Here is a 14,881-nt window from a genome sequence, read left to right as displayed (position 1 = left end):
TCGCACCATGCGCGTGCACCGCGGTTCCCACTACCCGCTCGGCGCCACCTGGGACGGGCGGGGCGTCAACGTCGCCGTCTTCTCCGAGGTGGCCGAGCAGGTGGAGCTGTGCCTGTTCGACGACCCCGCGGACACCACGGAGACCGAGCGGATCGCGCTGCCCGGCTCGACCGGCGGCATCCGGCACGGCTACTTCCCCGACCTGCGGCCGGGCCAGCTCTACGGCCTGCGGGCGTCGGGCCCGTACCGGCCGCAGGACGGTCCGCGGTGCAACCCGAACAAGCTGCTGTTCGACCCGTACGCCAAGGCGGTGGGGCGCGACATCCGGCACGACGACAGCCAGTTCGGCTACGACCTCGGGGCCACCGACGTCGACCTCACGTTCAACCTCCGCGACTCGGCCGCCACCGCCCCGCTCGCCGCGGTGATCGATCCCGCGTTCACCTGGGGCACCGACTCCCGGCCGGTGCGTGCGCTCGCCGACACCGTCGTCTACGAGCTGCACGTCAAGGGCTTCACCCGGCGGCACCCCGGCGTCCCGGAGCCGCTGCGCGGCACCTACGCCGGCCTGGCCTCGCCGGCGGCGATCGAGCACCTGGTCGGCCTCGGGGTCACCGCGGTCGAGCTGCTGCCGGTGCACTACCGGGTCAGCGAGCGCTTCCTCGTCGAGCAGGGGCTGTCCAACTACTGGGGCTACAACACCCTGGGCTTCTTCGCGCCCGATCCGCGGCTGGCCGCGGCGCGCGATCCGCACGGGGTGGTCCGCGAGTTCAAGACGATGGTCGCGACGCTGCACGACGCCGGGATCGCCGTCCTGCTCGACGTCGTCTACAACCACACGGCCGAGGGCAGCGAGCGGGGGCCGACGCTGGCCTTCCGCGGGCTGGACAACGCCGCCTACTACCACCTGGCCGACCAGCGCCGGTACACCTACGACGTCACCGGCACCGGCAACACGCTCAACGTCGGGCATCCGCGGACCCTGCAGCTGATCACCGACAGCCTGCGGTACTGGGTCCAGGAGATGCACGTCGACGGGTTCCGCTTCGACCTCGCCCCGGCGCTGGCCCGCGAGTTCCGGTCCTACGACCGGCTGTCCTCCTTCTTCGACCTGCTGCTGCAGGACCCCGTGCTGGCCCCGGTGTACCTCGTCGCCGAGCCCTGGGACGTCGGCGACGGCGGGTACGAGGTGGGCAACTTCCCGGTGAACTGGTCGGAGTGGAACGGCCGCTACCGCGACACCGTCCGCCGCTTCTGGGCCGGCGCACCGCAGCAGCTGGGCGACCTCGCCACGCGGGTGGCCGGGTCGGCGGACCTCTACGGCGACGACGGCCGCCGGCCGAGCGCCAGCATCAACTTCGTCACCGTGCACGACGGGTTCACCCTCGCCGACCTGGTGAGCTACGAGCGCAAGCACAACGAGGCCAACCAGCAGGACAACCGGGACGGCACCGACGACAACGCGAGTTGGAACTGCGGCGTCGAGGGCCCGACCACGGACGCCGACATCACCGCCCTGCGCCGCCGGCAGGTGCGCAACCTGCTGCTGACGCTCGTGCTGAGCCAGGGCGTGCCGATGCTGCAGGCCGGCGACGAGTTCGGGCACACCCAGCAGGGCAACAACAACGCCTACTGCCAGGACAACGAGCTGACGTGGCTGGACTGGGAGTGGGACGACGAGCGCCGCGCGCTCGTCGACTTCACCCGGCAGCTGCTGGCGCTGCGCGCCGCCGAGCCGGTCTTCCGCCGCCGGAACTTCTTCCAGGGCCGCCCCATCACCGGCGGCGACGTCAAGGACATCTACTGGATCAGCCCGGCCGGGGTGGAGATGCAGCAGGGCGACTGGGGCACCCAGCTGCACGGCCTCGGCGTGCTGCTGGTCGGCGAGGAGATCAGCGAGCTCGACGAGCAGGGCCGGCCGATCCGCGGGAACAGCTACCTGCTCCTCCTCAACGCCGGACCCGACCCGGTCGACTTCGTCCTGCCCGCCCGGCTCGGCGCCCTCGACGTGGAGGTGGTGCTGGACACGAGCGTGCAGCACCCGGCCGGTGAGCGGGTGAAGGACGCCTACCTCATGACGTCCCGCTCCGCCGCCGTCCTGCTGGTCAGCCGTCCCGCCGCCTGACGACCGGCGAACAGGCCGGCGACCGCGCAGGCGAGGAAGCAGGCCGCCCCGGCGGCGGTGGTCCAGTTCGCCGCGGCCAGGTCGAGGTCGGACCCGTGGGCAGGGACGACGTAGCCGGCCACCGCGGCGACGCCGAAGAAGACGCAGCCCAGGAGGTTCACGGCCGGCTGCCACCACCCGCGCCCGCCGCGCCGCGGCCACCAGCCGCGACGGTCGGAGGCCCGGTAGGCGATCACCCCGCTGACCAGGAAGCAGACCGACCCGAACGCGTCGGGACGCCAGACCAGGTGGTCGTAGTCGGGCGAGGTGATCGCCGTGTGCAGCGCGCGGAACGTGGTGACGTTGAAGAACAGCGTCCCCGCCGACTGGACGACGGCCGTCCACCACGCGGCCCGGCCGGCGCCCGGCAGCCGCCGGTCCGGCGCGGCCAGCCAGGTCTGCAGGCCGCCGCCGACGGTGAAGAACACCGACCCGACGAAGAAGGTGACCGCGTCGGCGGCCGGGCCGACCAGGTCGAGGTACCCGGGGAACGGCCCGACGAGGAAGCACAGCGACCCGATCGCGAAGGCCAGCGCCATCGTCCGCTCGCGGGTGGGCAGGTGCCGTCGTCCGCCTGCCGTCATGGCCCCGGATGAGACCAGCCGCCCGGTCGGCCGACCTCGTCCCTCGCGGATGAGGCAGCCCCGTGCGCGGCCCGACGAGCCTGGCATCTCCGCCGAACGAGAGGACGCCGAGCCATGGCCGTGTGGAAGAGCCGGAGGCCCGATGAGGAGCAGGCCCTGCTGCCGCGGTTCACGCGCAGCGGGATGGTCGAGGTCCCGAGGGACCGCATCCCCGACCACGTCATGCTCCCGCAGACCGCCTACCAGATCGTCTGCGACGAGGTGATGCTCGACGGGAACGCCCGGTTCAACCTGGCCACCTTCGTCACCACCTGGATGGACGAGGAGGCCGACCGGCTCTACACCGCGACCGCCGACAAGAACATGATCGACAAGGACGAGTACCCGCAGACGGCGGAGATCGAGGCGCGGTGCGTGCGCATGCTCGGGGACCTGTGGCACGCCCCGCACGCCGAGCAGAGCGTCGGCACCTCGACGACCGGCAGCTCCGAGGGCTGCATGCTCGCCGGGCTGGCCATGAAGCGCCGCTGGCAGCAGGCGCGCCAGGAGGCCGGCAAGCCCACGGACCGCCCGAACATCGTCATGGGCGGCAACGTGCAGGTCGTGTGGGAGAAGTTCGCCAACTACTGGGAGGTCGACCCGCGCTACGTCCCGCTGGAGGGCAACGTCTTCCACCTCACCGCCGACCGGCTGCTCGAGCACGTCGACGAGAACACCATCGGCGTCGTGGCGGTCCTGGGCTCGACCATGGACGGCAGCTACGAGCCGGTCCAGGAGATCTGCGCCGTCCTGGACGAGTACGAGCGCTCGACCGGCGTCTCGGTGCCGGTGCACGTCGACGCCGCCTCCGGCGGCTTCATCGCGCCGTTCCTGCAGCCCGAGGTGGTCTGGGACTTCCGGCTCCCCCGCGTGGTCTCGATCCAGGCGTCCGGCCACAAGTTCGGCCTCGTGTACCCGGGGGTGGGCTGGGTCCTCTGGCGCGACGCCGAGCACCTGCCCGAGTCCCTCGTCTTCCACGTGAACTACCTGGGCGGCGACATGCCGACCTTCGCCCTCAACTTCTCGCGGCCGGGCGCGCAGGTGGTGCTGCAGTACTACCAGTTCCTCCGGCTCGGCAAGGAGGGCTACGGGCTGGTCCAGCGCACCTGCCAGGACGTCGCCGTGCACATCGCCCGGACGTTGAAGACCATGCCGGAGTTCGACGTGATCTCCGACGGCACGGACCTCCCCGTCGTCACGTTCGCGCTCGCTCCCGAGGTGACGAAGTACGACGTCTTCGACCTGTCCCGGAAGCTGCGCGAGAGCGGCTGGCTGGTGCCGGCGTACACGATGCCGCCCAAGCGCGAGGACCTCGCCGTGCTGCGGGTCGTCGTCCGCAACGGCTTCTCCCACGACATGGCCGAGCTGTTCCTCCGCGACCTGCGCACCGCGCTGCGCTGGCTGGACGACCTTGCCTCGCCGATGCCGCACGAGGTGCAGCCGAGCGGGTTCCACCACTGAGCACGAGCCGGGCCCGGCCGCCGTCGGCGGCCGGGCCCGGATGCCCGTGGTCGATCAGGCGGTCGCGGTGGCCTCCTCGTCGGAGAACACCTCGTGCAGCTTGTCCTCCTGCTCGCGGGACAGGTTGCTCTCGACGAGCACCATGTGCTGGCCCTCGAAGGCCTCCTTCACCCGGTCGACCACGGCGTTCGACGACAGGACGAACAGCGCGGAGGTGCCGGGCTGGATCTCCTCGCGCATCTTCTTGATGAACGAGTCGTCGATCCCGACGTCGGTCATGCTGCCGGTGAGCGCGCCGATGCCGGCGCCGATCGCCAGGCCGAGCAGCGGGATGAAGAAGATCAGGCCGAAGAGCATGCCCCAGAAGGCGCCACCGAGCGCGCCCGCCCCGGCCAGGCTGGCCAGCTGACGGGTCTTGGGCTTCTTGGCCCCGGCGGGGTAGCTGACGATCGCGGCGTCGTGGATCTGGATCAGCTCCTGGCGCTGCAGGTCCTTCAGCGTCGCCTCCGCGACGGCCGCTCCTTCGGCGGTGGGGAACTTCCAGACGGTCATCGTGGCCATCTACATCTCCTCGGGTGGGTGTCGGCCGGGCCGGTCGGTCCGGGGTCAGGAATTGAGGATCCGGCTCTTCTGCAGCTCGAACTCCGCGTCGTCCAGGACGCCGGAGTCGTGCAGCTGCCCGAGCTCGCGCAGCTGGGCGAGCTTGGTGTTGGTGTCGGTCCCGGCCGGTGCCTGGGGCGCCGGCGCGGGGTCGGAGTAGTACTCCTGGGGCGCGCTCTGCGCCTCCTGGTTGGCCCACCGGTTGGCCTGACGCCGCGAGACGCGGTTGGACACGGCGGTCGCCGTCCCGGCGACGACGGCGGTGCGGGCCATCCCGCGGAGCAGTCCCATGTCGACTCCTTCGGTCGGTGTGGAGGGGGTGGTCAGCCCGTGTGCGCGCCGGTGCGCGCTCCGGGTCGCAGGAAGGCCGCGCAGAGGAGCAGCAGCCCGAAGACGGCGATCTGCAGGCCGAGGACGAAGGACAGGACGAACACGGTTGCCTGCGGCCAGGCGATGGCGATGACGCCGATGAGGACGTTCACCGCGCCGGCCAGGGCGAGCCAGCCCCAGCCGGGGATCTCGCGCCGGGCCACGATCGCGACCCCGACCCGGACCGCGCCGTGCACGATGAGCGAGAGCCCGGTGATGAAGGCGACGGTGAACAGCGTGGCCCCGGGCCACGCCGCGGCGAGGATCCCGCCGATCACGAGGATGGCGCCGAGCACGACCGACGCCCACCGGCGACCGGAATCCCAGCCGACCGCGATCTCGAGCAGGCCCCCGATCAGGAGCGAGAGCCCGATGAGCAGGGCCAGCGTCTTCGCGGCGGCGACGGGGTTGAACAGCAGCACGATCCCGATGACCAGGGCGGCCAGGCCGAGCAGGCCGACCGCGACGCGCACGCCGGTGTGCTTGGACGGCGTGGCGTCCGTGTAGGAGCTGGAGACGTTCGCGGCCATGCCGGCTTCCTCCCCGGGGCGGTCCCAACTGGGAGTTCGAGACTCGCGCGCCGCGGCGGGCAGCTACCTCATCCCCCGGGGATGACGCCACTCGTCGTCCGGAACCGGCACGGTCGGTGCATGCGGACAGCAGCGGCGGCGCTCGTGGCCGGGCTCGGCTCCCTGGTCCTGGCGCTGTCCGGCTGCTCGTCGGGCGACACGACGTCGGCGGCCTCGTCGTCGGCGACGTCGACGGCGGCGACGTCCGGCTCGCCGGCGGTCTGCGCCTCGGCCGACTCGCTGCGCTCGTCGCTGTCGTCGCTGGCCGACGTGCAGGTGGTCCAGGAGGGCACCGACTCGCTGCAGGCGGCGTGGACGAAGGTCCAGGACGACTGGGCGCAGTTCGCCGACGACGCGCGCGCCACCTACTCCGACGACGTCGACAGCGTGCAGGCCGACGCCGACGCCGCGCGCGACGCCGTCGAGGCGGCCGCGTCGGGCGCGTCGGCCCAGACGCTGGCCGCCGCCGGGACCGCCATCACGGCGTTCGTGACGAACGCCGGTGCCCTCGTGGACGAGGTGAGGTCGACATGCTGACCGTGCTGCCACCGCAGACCGCCGAGCAGACCGCCGAGAAGACCCGGCGCCCGACCCCGAAGGAACGGCGCGCCACGGGCAAGGCGCTGCGCGCGACCCGGCCGCTGGAGTCGCACGCGCAGGTCACCCGGACACCGGCCTCGCCGGACGCGCTGACCCTGCTGCAGGAGCAGGCCGCCGACCGGCTGCCCGAGCTCGGCCCCATCCGGTACGGGCGGATGCTGGCGTCCCCGTTCGCCTTCTACCGCGGGGCCGCCCGGGTCATGGCCTCCGATCTGGCCACCGCACCCCGGTCCGGGCTCACCGTGCAGATGTGCGGGGACGCGCACGTGTCCAACTTCGGGCTCTACGGCTCGCCGGAGCGGCGGCTGGTGTTCGACGCCAACGACTTCGACGAGACGCTGCCCGGGCCCTTCGAGCACGACGTCAAGCGGCTGGTGGCCAGCATCGTGATCGCCGGGCGCGGCCTCGGCATCGGGCGCAAGGAGCGACGCCTCCACGCCCTCGCCGCCACCGCGCGCTACCGCGAGGCGATGGCCGAGTTCGCGCAGGCCCGGGACATCGAGGTCTGGTACTCGCGGATCGACGCCGTGGAACTGCAGCAGCAACTGGCCACGCAGCTCGACCCCGGTCCCCGCAAGCGACTGGCGAAGGCCTTGGAGAAGGCACGGACGCGCGACACCCTCCAGGCGTTCGGCAAGCTCACCGAGGTGGTCGACGGCCGGCTGCAGATCCGCGCCGAGCCACCGCTGCTCGAGCCGCTGCGGGACCTGATGCCGGCGGACAGCCCGGCGCTGGACGACCTCCAGTCGGCCTTCCGGACCCTGATCCGCCAGTACCGGGGAACGCTGCAGTCCGACCGCCGGACGCTGCTGGAGCGCTACTCGTTCGTCGACATGGCCCGCAAGGTCGTCGGCGTCGGCAGCGTCGGCACCCGCTGCTGGGTCGTGCTGCTCGTCGGCCGCGACGAGGACGACCCGCTGCTGCTGCAGGTCAAGGAGGCCGCACCCTCGGTGCACGCCGACTACGTCGGCAAGAGCAAGTACACCAACCAGGGCCAGCGGGTGGTCGCGGGCCAGCGGCTGATGCAGCAGGCCAGCGACATCTTCCTCGGCTGGCTGCGGACCACCGGCATCGACGGCGTGGAACGCGACTTCTACATCCGGCAGCTGCGGGACTGGAAGGGCTCGCTCGAGATCACCGACCTGCGCCCCGACGGGCTGAAGACCTACGGCGAGGTCTGCGCCTGGTGCCTGGCCCGAGCGCACGCCCGCTCCGGCGACCGGTTCGCGATCTCGGGCTACCTGGGCTCCTCCCCCGCGTTCGACCACGCCCTCGCGGACTTCGGCGAGGCCTATGCCGACATCAACGACAGCGACCACGGAGCACTGGCGGCGGCCGTCGCGGCGGGACGGGTGGCCGCGACGCCGGATGTCTGAGCGGGGCCCGGAGTGAGCGGACACCTCCTGCCCGCCGAGCCGGGCGGTGCCCGGCACCCCCTGCTGCGGGCTCTCCTGCGGACCGGGGCCACGTTCGTGGGGCTGCTGGCCCTCTACTTCGTGATCCCGCTCTCCCGCGGGTTCTCGGCGGGAACGCTGGGTGGGCTCGTGCTCGCCTTCCTGGGCGTGGGACTGCTCGTGGCCTGGCAGGTGCGCTCGATCCTGCAGTCCCGCCATCCGGCGGTCCGGGCCGTCGAGTCCATCGCCCTGTCCCTGCCGTTGTTCCTGCTGCTGTTCGCCGCGACGTACTACGTCCTCGCCGGCAGCGACGCCCACGCCTTCACCCAGCCGCTGAGCAAGGTCGACAGCCTCTACTTCGTGGTGACGGTCTTCGCCACGGTCGGCTTCGGCGACATCACCCCGGCGTCCGAGCTGGCACGGGTGCTGGTCACGGTGCAGATGGTGGGCGACCTGATCCTCATCGGCCTGGTGCTCCGGCTCTTCCTGACCGCCGTCGACCGCGGCCGGCAGCGGACGGCGCAGCGGTCGGGCTCGCCGCCCCTCACCCCCGGAGGATGAGGCGACGCCCGGTCGCGGCGAACACGGTCGGGCGATGACCCAGACCGTCAGGCAAGAAACCGCCATCGCCGAACACGGGCTCATCGGGGACCTGCAGACCGCTGCGCTGGTCACCACGGACGGCTCGATCGACTGGTTCTGCTGTCCCCGTTTCGACTCCCCCAGCGTCTTCGGCGCCCTGCTCGACGACGAGCGCGGAGGCCGCTTCCGGATCCGACCGGCCGATCCCGGCTACACCGCCAAGCAGATGTACCTGCCCGACACCGCCGTCCTCGTGACCCGCTTCTTCACCGAGGACGGGATGGGGCAGGTCGTCGACTTCATGCCGCCGACCGGCGCCACGGCCACCGACAACCACCGCATCGTGCGGATCGTCCAGTGCGTCCGCGGCAGCATGACCTTCGAGATCGACGTCGAACCGCGCTTCGACTACGGCCGGCACCCCCACCACCTCGAGATGAGCGAGAACGGCGCGGTCTTCGCGGCCAACGGCCAGAAGCTGACGCTGCACGTCGTCCGGGAGCCCGACGACGAGCGCCTCCTCCAGGCCTTCGGGGACGGCGACGGGCACGCCACGCTGCCCCTCGTCGCCGGGCAGACCCGCGGTGTGGTGCTCGAGTCGGCTGCCGACGGGCCGCCGCGGGAGATCCGGCCGGCCGACATCAAGGCGCTGTTCGACGAGACGGTCTCCTACTGGCGGAACTGGCTCGCCCAGTCGACGTACCGCGGCCGCTGGCGGGAGGACATCCAGCGCTCGGCGATCACCCTCAAGCTGATGACCTACGCGCCGACCGGCGGGATCGTGGCCGCGCCGACGGCCGCCCTGCCCGAGCAGGTGGGCGGCGAGCGCAACTGGGACTACCGCTACACGTGGGTCCGTGACGCCTCGTTCTCGATCTTCGCGCTGATGCGGCTCGGCTTCCACGACGAGGCCGCGCAGTTCGGGCGCTGGCTCGGTGACCGGATCCGGGAACGGATGGGCAGCGACAGCGGGCCGCTGAACATCATGTACCGGATCGACGGCTCCTCCGACCTCAAGGAGGACAGCCTCGACCACTGGCGCGGCTACCGCGGGTCGGCGCCGGTGCGGATCGGCAACGGCGCGGCCGAGCAGCTGCAGCTGGACATCTACGGCGAGGCGATGGACAGCATCTTCGCCGGCGTCATGGGCGGTCTGCCGCTGGCCAACCAGGGCTGGACGGCGGTCAGCCACGTCCTGGACTGGCTGGCCGACAACTGGGACCAGGACGAGGAGGGCATCTGGGAGACCCGCGGCGGCCGGCAGCCGTTCACCTACGGGCGGGTCATGTGCTGGGTCGCCTTCGACCGGGGCATCCGGCTGGCCACCGAGAAGGCGCTGCCGGCACCGCTGGAGCGCTGGACCGCCGCGCGCGACGCCATCTACCGCCAGGTGATGGAGCAGGGGTTCCACGAGTCCCGGCACGCGTTCGTGCAGCACTACAACACCGACGTCCTGGACGCCTCGCTGCTGCGGATGCCCACCGTCGGGATGATCGACGGCCGCGACCCGCTGTGGCTGTCGACCATGCAGGCCATGGACGGCGAGCTGGTGACCGACAGCCTGGTCTACCGGTACGACCCCGAGGCCTCACCGGACGGGCTGCGCGGGTCGGAGGGGACGTTCTCGCTGTGCAGCTTCGCCTACGTCGACGCGCTCACCCGCTCCGACCGGGTGGACGACGCGCGGCTCGCCTTCGAGAAGATGCTCACCTACGGCAACCACGTCGGGCTGTACTCCGAGGAGATCGCCCTGACCGGTGAGCAGATCGGCAACTTCCCGCAGGCCTTCACGCACCTGCAGCTCATCGACGCCGCGCTCACCCTCGACGCGGCGCTCGACGGGCGTCCGCCGCGATAGGCGGGGCACCTCGTCTCCTGCGGGTGAGGACGGACGGCGTCCGGCTGCGAAGGCTGGACGCCGTCCACCCATGTCCTGCCCAGGAGGAGCCATGACCCAGACCGCCCCGGAGAACGCGCTCGGCCCCATCGCGCAGGGCGACGCCCCGATCATCGAGACCGTCCTCGCGATGAACCTCGACGCGCTCGAGCGCTCCGGCCTCGACCCCGAGACGTACGTGCTCGTGCGCCTCGCCGTCCTGGTCGCGCTGGACGCCCCGCCGGCGTCCTACCTGGCCACCCTCCCCGTCGCCGCCGAATCCGGCGTGACCGTGGAGATGGCCCAGTCGGTGCTCGTCGCGATCGCCCCGCTGGTCGGCAGCCCGCGCATCACCGCGGCCGCCGGGAACATCCTGCGCGCGCTCTTCGGCGCCGAGGCGCTGGCCGAGGCCGCCGTTCCCGAGCAGCGGACCCCCTGATCTGACGCCGCTGCCGGCGCCGCTGGTGCAACGGAGGAGATGCCATGACCAGGACCGGCGCCGGCAGCGGCTCGGCAGTGACGACGGCGGGCGCCGTCGTCCTGCCGCTCGCCCTCGCCCAGTTCATCGCCAGCTACGCCGCGTCGAACATGAACGTCGCGATCACCACGATCGCCGACGACCTGGACACCGACGTGTCGGGGATCCAGACCACCATCACGCTGTTCACGCTGACGATGGCCGCGCTGATGATCCCGGGCAGCAAGCTCACCGACATCTGGGGCCGGAAGTTCTGCTTCATCCTCGGCCTGCTGATCTACGCGACCGGGGCGCTGCTGGCCGCCCTCTCCCAGGGCCTGGCGCTGCTGACGATCGGCTACTCCCTCCTCGAGGGCATCGGCTCGGCGCTGCTCATCCCGCCGATCTACATCCTGATCACGGTCTTCTTCGCCGATCTGAAGGACCGCGCCAAGTGGTTCGGCGTGGTCAGCGGCGCCGCGGGCCTGGGGTCCGCCGCCGGCCCGCTGATCGGCGGCCTGATCACCAGCTACATCAGCTGGCGGGCGTCGTTCGGGCTGCAGGTGCTCGTCGTCCTGGCCATCGCGCTGCTCGCGCGCCGGATCACCGACCCGCCGCTGCCGGCGCAGCGCCCGCGCTTCGACGTGCTGGGCGCCGTCCTCTCGGCGGCCGGCCTGTTCTTCCTGGTCTTCGGGATCCTGCAGACCAACACCTACGGCTGGGGATCGGCCCGGGTCTGGATCCTGGTCGCCGTCGGCGCGCTGATCCTGGCGGTCTTCTTCCTGTACGCGCAGGCCCGCGAGCGCCACGGCCGCGCGCCGCTGGTCTCCCCGTCGCTGTTCAAGAACAAGACGTCGAACCTCGGGCTGGTCACGCAGACCGTGCAGTGGCTCGTGCTCCAGGGCGTCTTCTTCGTGATCTCGGTGTTCCTGCAGCAGGAGCGCGGGTTCTCCGCGATCCAGACCGGGCTCATGCTGGTGCCGGCGACGATCGGCATCCTGGCCTCGTCGGGCATGGCGCAGCGCATGGCCAGCCGCCACTCCCAGCGGCTGCTGGTCCGCGCCGGCTTCACCACGACGCTGGTCGGCATCGCCCTGCTGCTCCTGCTCAGCCGGCAGGACTCCGCCGTCTGGACCTTCTGGCCGGGGCTGTTCCTCATGGGGTTCGGGGTCGGCGCGATGCTCACGGCCTCGGTCAACGTGGTGCAGTCCGCCTGGCCCGAGAGCGTCCAGGGCGACATCTCCGGGGTGTCGCGGAGCGTGTCGAACCTCGGCTCGTCCCTCGGTGTCGCGCTGGCCGGCTCGGTGCTCGTCGCCGCGACGAACAAGGGCAACCCGCCCTACCTCACCGCGATCGTGGTCGTCGGCGCCTTCGCGCTCATCGGCTGGGTCGCCGCGCTGCTGCTGCCCAAGACCCCACCCCAGCAGTCCCCCGCCTGAGGTGGTTTCGCGTGCTTAACCGTGGGTGGTTAAGCGCGCGAAACCACATGGACTCTCGCTCAGCTGTGCAGCGAGGGCACCATGCGCTGGAACTCGTCGGGCGTGATCGCTCCGCTGCTCAGCAGCTCGCGAGCCTTCGCCAGCTGGTCGTCCTGCGTCTGCGAAGCGACCGAGCGGATGTAGGCGTCGCTGGCGGCGCGCTGCTGCTCCATGCGGGCCAGCGCGCGCTCGCCCATCCCGCGGCCCTGCGCGATCAGGTAGACGAACACGCCCAGGAACGGCACCAGCAGCGTGAAGACGACCCAGCCGGTCTTGGCCCACCCGCCGATGTCGTCGCGGGAGAAGAGGTCGCCGTAGACGCGGAACAGCAGCATGAACCAGAGGACCCAGCCGAAGATCAGCAGCGTCGTCCAGAACAGGTCGAGCAGAGGCATGGCTCCTCCAAAGGAGACGGCGGTCGCCGCTGAGCGTCGCCGTCCGGCCGCCGCGCCGCCTCACCCTGCTCGGATGAATCCCCAGGTCAGGGCGCCTCGGCGGCGTCGGCCGGGTCGGGCCCGGCCGTGCGCACCTCCATGAGGTCCAGCCCCAGGCTGCGCAACCGCTGCAGGACGCCGGCCAGGCCGGGCTGGTCCGTCGGTTCGGTCCGCAGGATCGTCAACGGTGGTTCCTCGCCGAAATCCTCCGCGCCGAGCTCCTCCAGGACCTCGGCCGGGACCGGTCCACGGACCCGGAGCTCGTAAACCAGCCGTCCCATCTGCCCGCTCCCCTCTCGGCCCGCACCCGCCGTGGTCCACGGGCGTACCGGAGCCGCTCAGCCAGGTGGACGACCACCACGCCCGGGCCCTTCCGTCGACGGGTCCGATCCGGTGCGTGAAGCCTGGTCCGCCGCAGGACCCCGCTGCCTCCTCCCGCACGGATGAGGCGTGGTCCCGTTCGCCGACGGGCTCCGGCACGGCGCGGACCGCTCATCCGACCAGGGGGATGGGCCAGGGGCCGGCCGGTCCCCATCCTGGGCGCGACGGCATCCCTGTCCTGGAGGTGCACCATGTTCTCGGCCGCCGACAACTACCCGCTGGTCGACCTGTTCTGGACCTTCGTCTGGTTCTTCGCCCTGGTCATCTACTTCTGGCTGATCATCACCGTCTTCGCCGACCTGTTCCGCCGGCACGACGTCTCCGGCTGGGCCAAGGCCGGCTGGGTCGTCTTCGTCCTGGTCCTGCCCCTGATCGGCACGCTCACCTACCTGGTCACGCAGGGGCGCGCGATGGCCGACCGCGACACGCGGCAGGCCCGCGAGGTCAAGCAACAGACCGACGAGTACATCCGCTCGGTCGTCTCCCCCGGCTACCGAGGCGTCGACGAGATCGCGCGGGGCAAGCAGCTGCTCGACGAGGGGGCGATCAGCCAGGAGGAGTTCGAGCAGCTGAAGCGGCGCGTCCTGGTCTGAGCCCGACCCGTCCGGAGGGTGCGCCATGCCCGCCCGCCAGGACGGCGTCGTGCGTCGAGCGCTGCGCCGGTTCACCCTCGGCTCGGGTCCGCTCAAGCGCGGCTCGGACCGGCTGCAGCTGGTGGCCCGCCTCGTCGTCGTCCTGTCCGTGCTCCTGGCTCCCATCGTCGCCGTGGCCACGGCCGGCGCCGTGACCACGCACCTGCAGGCGGTGGCCGACGACCAGGCCGCCGAGCGCTCCCACGTCCGGGCCGTGCTGCTCGAGGACGCCGCCGAGCCCAGCCGCGGACCCGACTACACCGAGGTCTCCACGCTCACCGTGCCGGTGCGCGCCGGGTGGCCGGTGCCCGGCGGCGGCTCCCAGGAGGGGCTGGTGATGGCCCGGGCCGGGACCCCGGCCGGCTCGCCGGTGCCGGTGTGGGTGGACCGGACGGGCGCTCTCGTCCCGCCGCCCCTGGACCCGGCAGGCATCCCGCGCTCGGCGGTGGCCGTGGGCGCGCTGCCGCTGATCGGCCTGCCCGTCGTGACCTGGCTGCTGTACGCGCTGTGCTGCTTCGTGCTCGACACCTACCGGGACCGCCGGTGGGGTCGGGACTGGGCGGCGGTCGAGCCGGTCTGGAACACGCGGCTGAGCTGACCGGGGGTGCCCGGTCAGCTCAGCGGTCGGCTCTCGGGTTACCCGACGGGGTCGGCAGGGGCTGCCGGCGCGTCGGACTCCAGGGCGTCGAGGGCGGCCACGAGCGCCGGGATCGGGATGTGGCCGGAGGCCACCAGCTGGCCGCCGGAGCGGCGCAGGGCCGCGGCGAACGGGGCGGCCCAGACGTTCTCGTACACCAGCACGCCGGCCGCGGTGCCGGGGTCGAGGGCCTCGGCGGCCTCGGCGAGCTCCTCGGCGCCGAGCAGGCCGGAGGCGGCACCCTCGAAGAGCGCCGCCTCGATGACCTTCATCCGCTCCAGGTCGACCTGGGAGAGCGTCGTGACGGTGCCGTCGTCGCTCTTCTGCAGGAAGACGAGGTCGAGGATCCGGATGATGCCGCGGTCGACGAGGTCGATCAGCATCGGCAGGGCCTCCCCCGTCATCCGGCTGGTCGGGAAGGCCAGGACGATGTAGTCGACCGGGCCCATCTCGTCGAGGTCGGGTGCCTGCGCGAGGTCAGCGGTCATGGACTCCCCCCAGGGGCGAGGATCGGGATCGGACACCGCCCACCCTCGCGATTCCCGGCGCGGCACGCGTCACCCGGCGCGGACGATCCGAGCCCCTGATCAGCAGGTCCGTGAAGACGACCCAGCCCGCCCGGCC

17 protein-coding genes are annotated in these 14,881 nt (G+C 71.9%); 10 read left to right on the top strand and 7 right to left on the bottom strand.

What is annotated here, in order from left to right:
- The first annotated feature begins 7 nt into the window (after window positions 1-7).
- Window positions 8-2,125 carry a glycogen debranching protein GlgX gene (gene glgX, locus GGQ55_RS19270; protein ID WP_179719487.1) on the top strand — a complete coding sequence of 706 codons (2,118 nt, stop codon included), beginning with the start codon at window positions 8-10 and terminating at the stop codon, window positions 2,123-2,125.
- On the opposite strand, the gene GGQ55_RS19265 is transcribed toward glgX, so the two are convergent.
- Window positions 2,068-2,748: a hypothetical protein gene (locus GGQ55_RS19265; RefSeq protein WP_179719485.1), complete on the bottom strand. Its 681-nt coding sequence runs from the start codon at window positions 2,746-2,748 to the stop codon at window positions 2,068-2,070. The two genes, glgX and GGQ55_RS19265, sit on opposite strands and share 58 nt — an antisense overlap.
- A gap of 114 nt (window positions 2,749-2,862) precedes the next feature.
- Here GGQ55_RS19265 and gad point away from each other — a divergent pair, with 114 nt between their 5' ends.
- Entirely contained in the window at window positions 2,863-4,248 is a 1,386-nt protein-coding gene (gene gad / locus GGQ55_RS19260; RefSeq protein ID WP_179719483.1) for a glutamate decarboxylase, read from the top strand.
- A 54-nt stretch (window positions 4,249-4,302) separates the two neighbouring features.
- Here the strand turns inward: gad and GGQ55_RS19255 are convergent, their stop codons facing one another.
- Genes GGQ55_RS19255 through GGQ55_RS19245 form a run of 3 tightly spaced genes read right to left on the bottom strand, consistent with a single transcriptional unit; the run spans window position 4,303 to window position 5,747 of the window.
- Window positions 4,303-4,809: a DUF1269 domain-containing protein gene (locus tag GGQ55_RS19255; protein WP_179719481.1), complete on the bottom strand. Its 507-nt coding sequence runs from the start codon at window positions 4,807-4,809 to the stop codon at window positions 4,303-4,305.
- Window positions 4,810-4,854: 45 nt separating this feature from the next.
- Window positions 4,855-5,139 (bottom strand): SHOCT domain-containing protein, encoded by a 285-nt coding sequence (locus GGQ55_RS19250; RefSeq protein ID WP_179719479.1) that lies wholly within the window; start codon window positions 5,137-5,139, stop codon window positions 4,855-4,857.
- Window positions 5,140-5,171: 32 nt separating this feature from the next.
- Window positions 5,172-5,747 (bottom strand): HdeD family acid-resistance protein, encoded by a 576-nt coding sequence (locus GGQ55_RS19245; RefSeq protein ID WP_179719477.1) that lies wholly within the window; start codon window positions 5,745-5,747, stop codon window positions 5,172-5,174.
- Window positions 5,748-5,867: 120 nt separating this feature from the next.
- Between GGQ55_RS19245 and GGQ55_RS19240 the strand changes: the two genes are divergently transcribed.
- From GGQ55_RS19240 to GGQ55_RS19215, 6 genes are all read left to right on the top strand, one after another.
- Complete coding sequence (locus GGQ55_RS19240; RefSeq protein ID WP_179719475.1) at window positions 5,868-6,323, top strand: hypothetical protein; 456 nt, start codon at window positions 5,868-5,870, stop codon at window positions 6,321-6,323.
- Window positions 6,317-7,762: a DUF2252 domain-containing protein gene (locus GGQ55_RS19235; RefSeq protein ID WP_179719473.1), complete on the top strand. Its 1,446-nt coding sequence runs from the start codon at window positions 6,317-6,319 to the stop codon at window positions 7,760-7,762. The genes GGQ55_RS19240 and GGQ55_RS19235 overlap by 7 nt, the downstream gene beginning before the upstream one ends.
- A 12-nt stretch (window positions 7,763-7,774) precedes the next feature.
- A complete protein-coding gene (locus GGQ55_RS28555) occupies window positions 7,775-8,341 on the top strand; it encodes a potassium channel family protein (RefSeq protein ID WP_218859345.1) in 567 nt (188 codons plus the stop codon).
- A gap of 34 nt (window positions 8,342-8,375) precedes the next feature.
- Window positions 8,376-10,220, top strand: coding sequence for a glycoside hydrolase family 15 protein (locus GGQ55_RS19225; RefSeq protein WP_179719471.1), 1,845 nt, complete (start codon window positions 8,376-8,378; stop codon window positions 10,218-10,220).
- Between the two features lie 91 nt (window positions 10,221-10,311).
- Window positions 10,312-10,677: a carboxymuconolactone decarboxylase family protein gene (locus GGQ55_RS19220; RefSeq protein WP_179719469.1), complete on the top strand. Its 366-nt coding sequence runs from the start codon at window positions 10,312-10,314 to the stop codon at window positions 10,675-10,677.
- Window positions 10,678-10,721: 44 nt separating this feature from the next.
- Window positions 10,722-12,134: an MFS transporter gene (locus GGQ55_RS19215; RefSeq protein WP_179719467.1), complete on the top strand. Its 1,413-nt coding sequence runs from the start codon at window positions 10,722-10,724 to the stop codon at window positions 12,132-12,134.
- Window positions 12,135-12,193: 59 nt separating this feature from the next.
- Here the strand turns inward: GGQ55_RS19215 and GGQ55_RS19210 are convergent, their stop codons facing one another.
- Window positions 12,194-12,568 (bottom strand): SHOCT domain-containing protein, encoded by a 375-nt coding sequence (locus GGQ55_RS19210; RefSeq protein ID WP_179719466.1) that lies wholly within the window; start codon window positions 12,566-12,568, stop codon window positions 12,194-12,196.
- Window positions 12,569-12,654: 86 nt separating this feature from the next.
- A complete protein-coding gene (locus GGQ55_RS19205) occupies window positions 12,655-12,888 on the bottom strand; it encodes a DUF8691 family protein (protein WP_179719464.1) in 234 nt (77 codons plus the stop codon).
- Between the two features lie 291 nt (window positions 12,889-13,179).
- Here GGQ55_RS19205 and GGQ55_RS19200 point away from each other — a divergent pair, with 291 nt between their 5' ends.
- A complete protein-coding gene (locus GGQ55_RS19200; protein WP_179719462.1) occupies window positions 13,180-13,581 on the top strand; it encodes an SHOCT domain-containing protein in 402 nt (133 codons plus the stop codon).
- Between the two features lie 25 nt (window positions 13,582-13,606).
- Complete coding sequence (locus GGQ55_RS19195) at window positions 13,607-14,218, top strand: Rv1733c family protein (RefSeq protein ID WP_179719460.1); 612 nt, start codon at window positions 13,607-13,609, stop codon at window positions 14,216-14,218.
- 38 nt (window positions 14,219-14,256) lie between these two features.
- Here the strand turns inward: GGQ55_RS19195 and GGQ55_RS19190 are convergent, their stop codons facing one another.
- Entirely contained in the window at window positions 14,257-14,745 is a 489-nt protein-coding gene (locus tag GGQ55_RS19190; RefSeq protein ID WP_218859344.1) for a DUF6325 family protein, read from the bottom strand.
- Window positions 14,746-14,881: the final 136 nt, after the last annotated feature.

This window comes from Petropleomorpha daqingensis, assembly GCF_013408985.1.
In the GTDB taxonomy this organism is placed as follows: Bacteria; Actinomycetota; Actinomycetes; order Mycobacteriales; family Geodermatophilaceae; genus Petropleomorpha; species Petropleomorpha daqingensis.
The sequence above is the reverse complement of the archived record's forward strand: the minus strand, read 5'-3'. Positions and strand labels throughout refer to the sequence as shown.

Bases quoted from the DNA above. Each gene is read 5' to 3' on its own strand.
- glgX (WP_179719487.1), top strand. From the start codon at position 8: ATGCGCGTGCACCGCGGTTCCCACTACCCGCTCGGCGCCACCTGGGAC.
- GGQ55_RS19265 (WP_179719485.1), bottom strand. From the start codon at position 2,748: ATGACGGCAGGCGGACGACGGCACCTGCCCACCCGCGAGCGGACGATG.
- gad (WP_179719483.1), top strand. From the start codon at position 2,863: ATGGCCGTGTGGAAGAGCCGGAGGCCCGATGAGGAGCAGGCCCTGCTG.
- GGQ55_RS19255 (WP_179719481.1), bottom strand. From the start codon at position 4,809: ATGGCCACGATGACCGTCTGGAAGTTCCCCACCGCCGAAGGAGCGGCC.
- GGQ55_RS19250 (WP_179719479.1), bottom strand. From the start codon at position 5,139: ATGGGACTGCTCCGCGGGATGGCCCGCACCGCCGTCGTCGCCGGGACG.
- GGQ55_RS19245 (WP_179719477.1), bottom strand. From the start codon at position 5,747: ATGGCCGCGAACGTCTCCAGCTCCTACACGGACGCCACGCCGTCCAAG.
- GGQ55_RS19240 (WP_179719475.1), top strand. From the start codon at position 5,868: ATGCGGACAGCAGCGGCGGCGCTCGTGGCCGGGCTCGGCTCCCTGGTC.
- GGQ55_RS19235 (WP_179719473.1), top strand. From the start codon at position 6,317: ATGCTGACCGTGCTGCCACCGCAGACCGCCGAGCAGACCGCCGAGAAG.
- GGQ55_RS19225 (WP_179719471.1), top strand. From the start codon at position 8,376: ATGACCCAGACCGTCAGGCAAGAAACCGCCATCGCCGAACACGGGCTC.
- GGQ55_RS19220 (WP_179719469.1), top strand. From the start codon at position 10,312: ATGACCCAGACCGCCCCGGAGAACGCGCTCGGCCCCATCGCGCAGGGC.
- GGQ55_RS19215 (WP_179719467.1), top strand. From the start codon at position 10,722: ATGACCAGGACCGGCGCCGGCAGCGGCTCGGCAGTGACGACGGCGGGC.
- GGQ55_RS19210 (WP_179719466.1), bottom strand. From the start codon at position 12,568: ATGCCTCTGCTCGACCTGTTCTGGACGACGCTGCTGATCTTCGGCTGG.
- GGQ55_RS19205 (WP_179719464.1), bottom strand. From the start codon at position 12,888: ATGGGACGGCTGGTTTACGAGCTCCGGGTCCGTGGACCGGTCCCGGCC.
- GGQ55_RS19200 (WP_179719462.1), top strand. From the start codon at position 13,180: ATGTTCTCGGCCGCCGACAACTACCCGCTGGTCGACCTGTTCTGGACC.
- GGQ55_RS19195 (WP_179719460.1), top strand. From the start codon at position 13,607: ATGCCCGCCCGCCAGGACGGCGTCGTGCGTCGAGCGCTGCGCCGGTTC.
- GGQ55_RS19190 (WP_218859344.1), bottom strand. From the start codon at position 14,745: ATGACCGCTGACCTCGCGCAGGCACCCGACCTCGACGAGATGGGCCCG.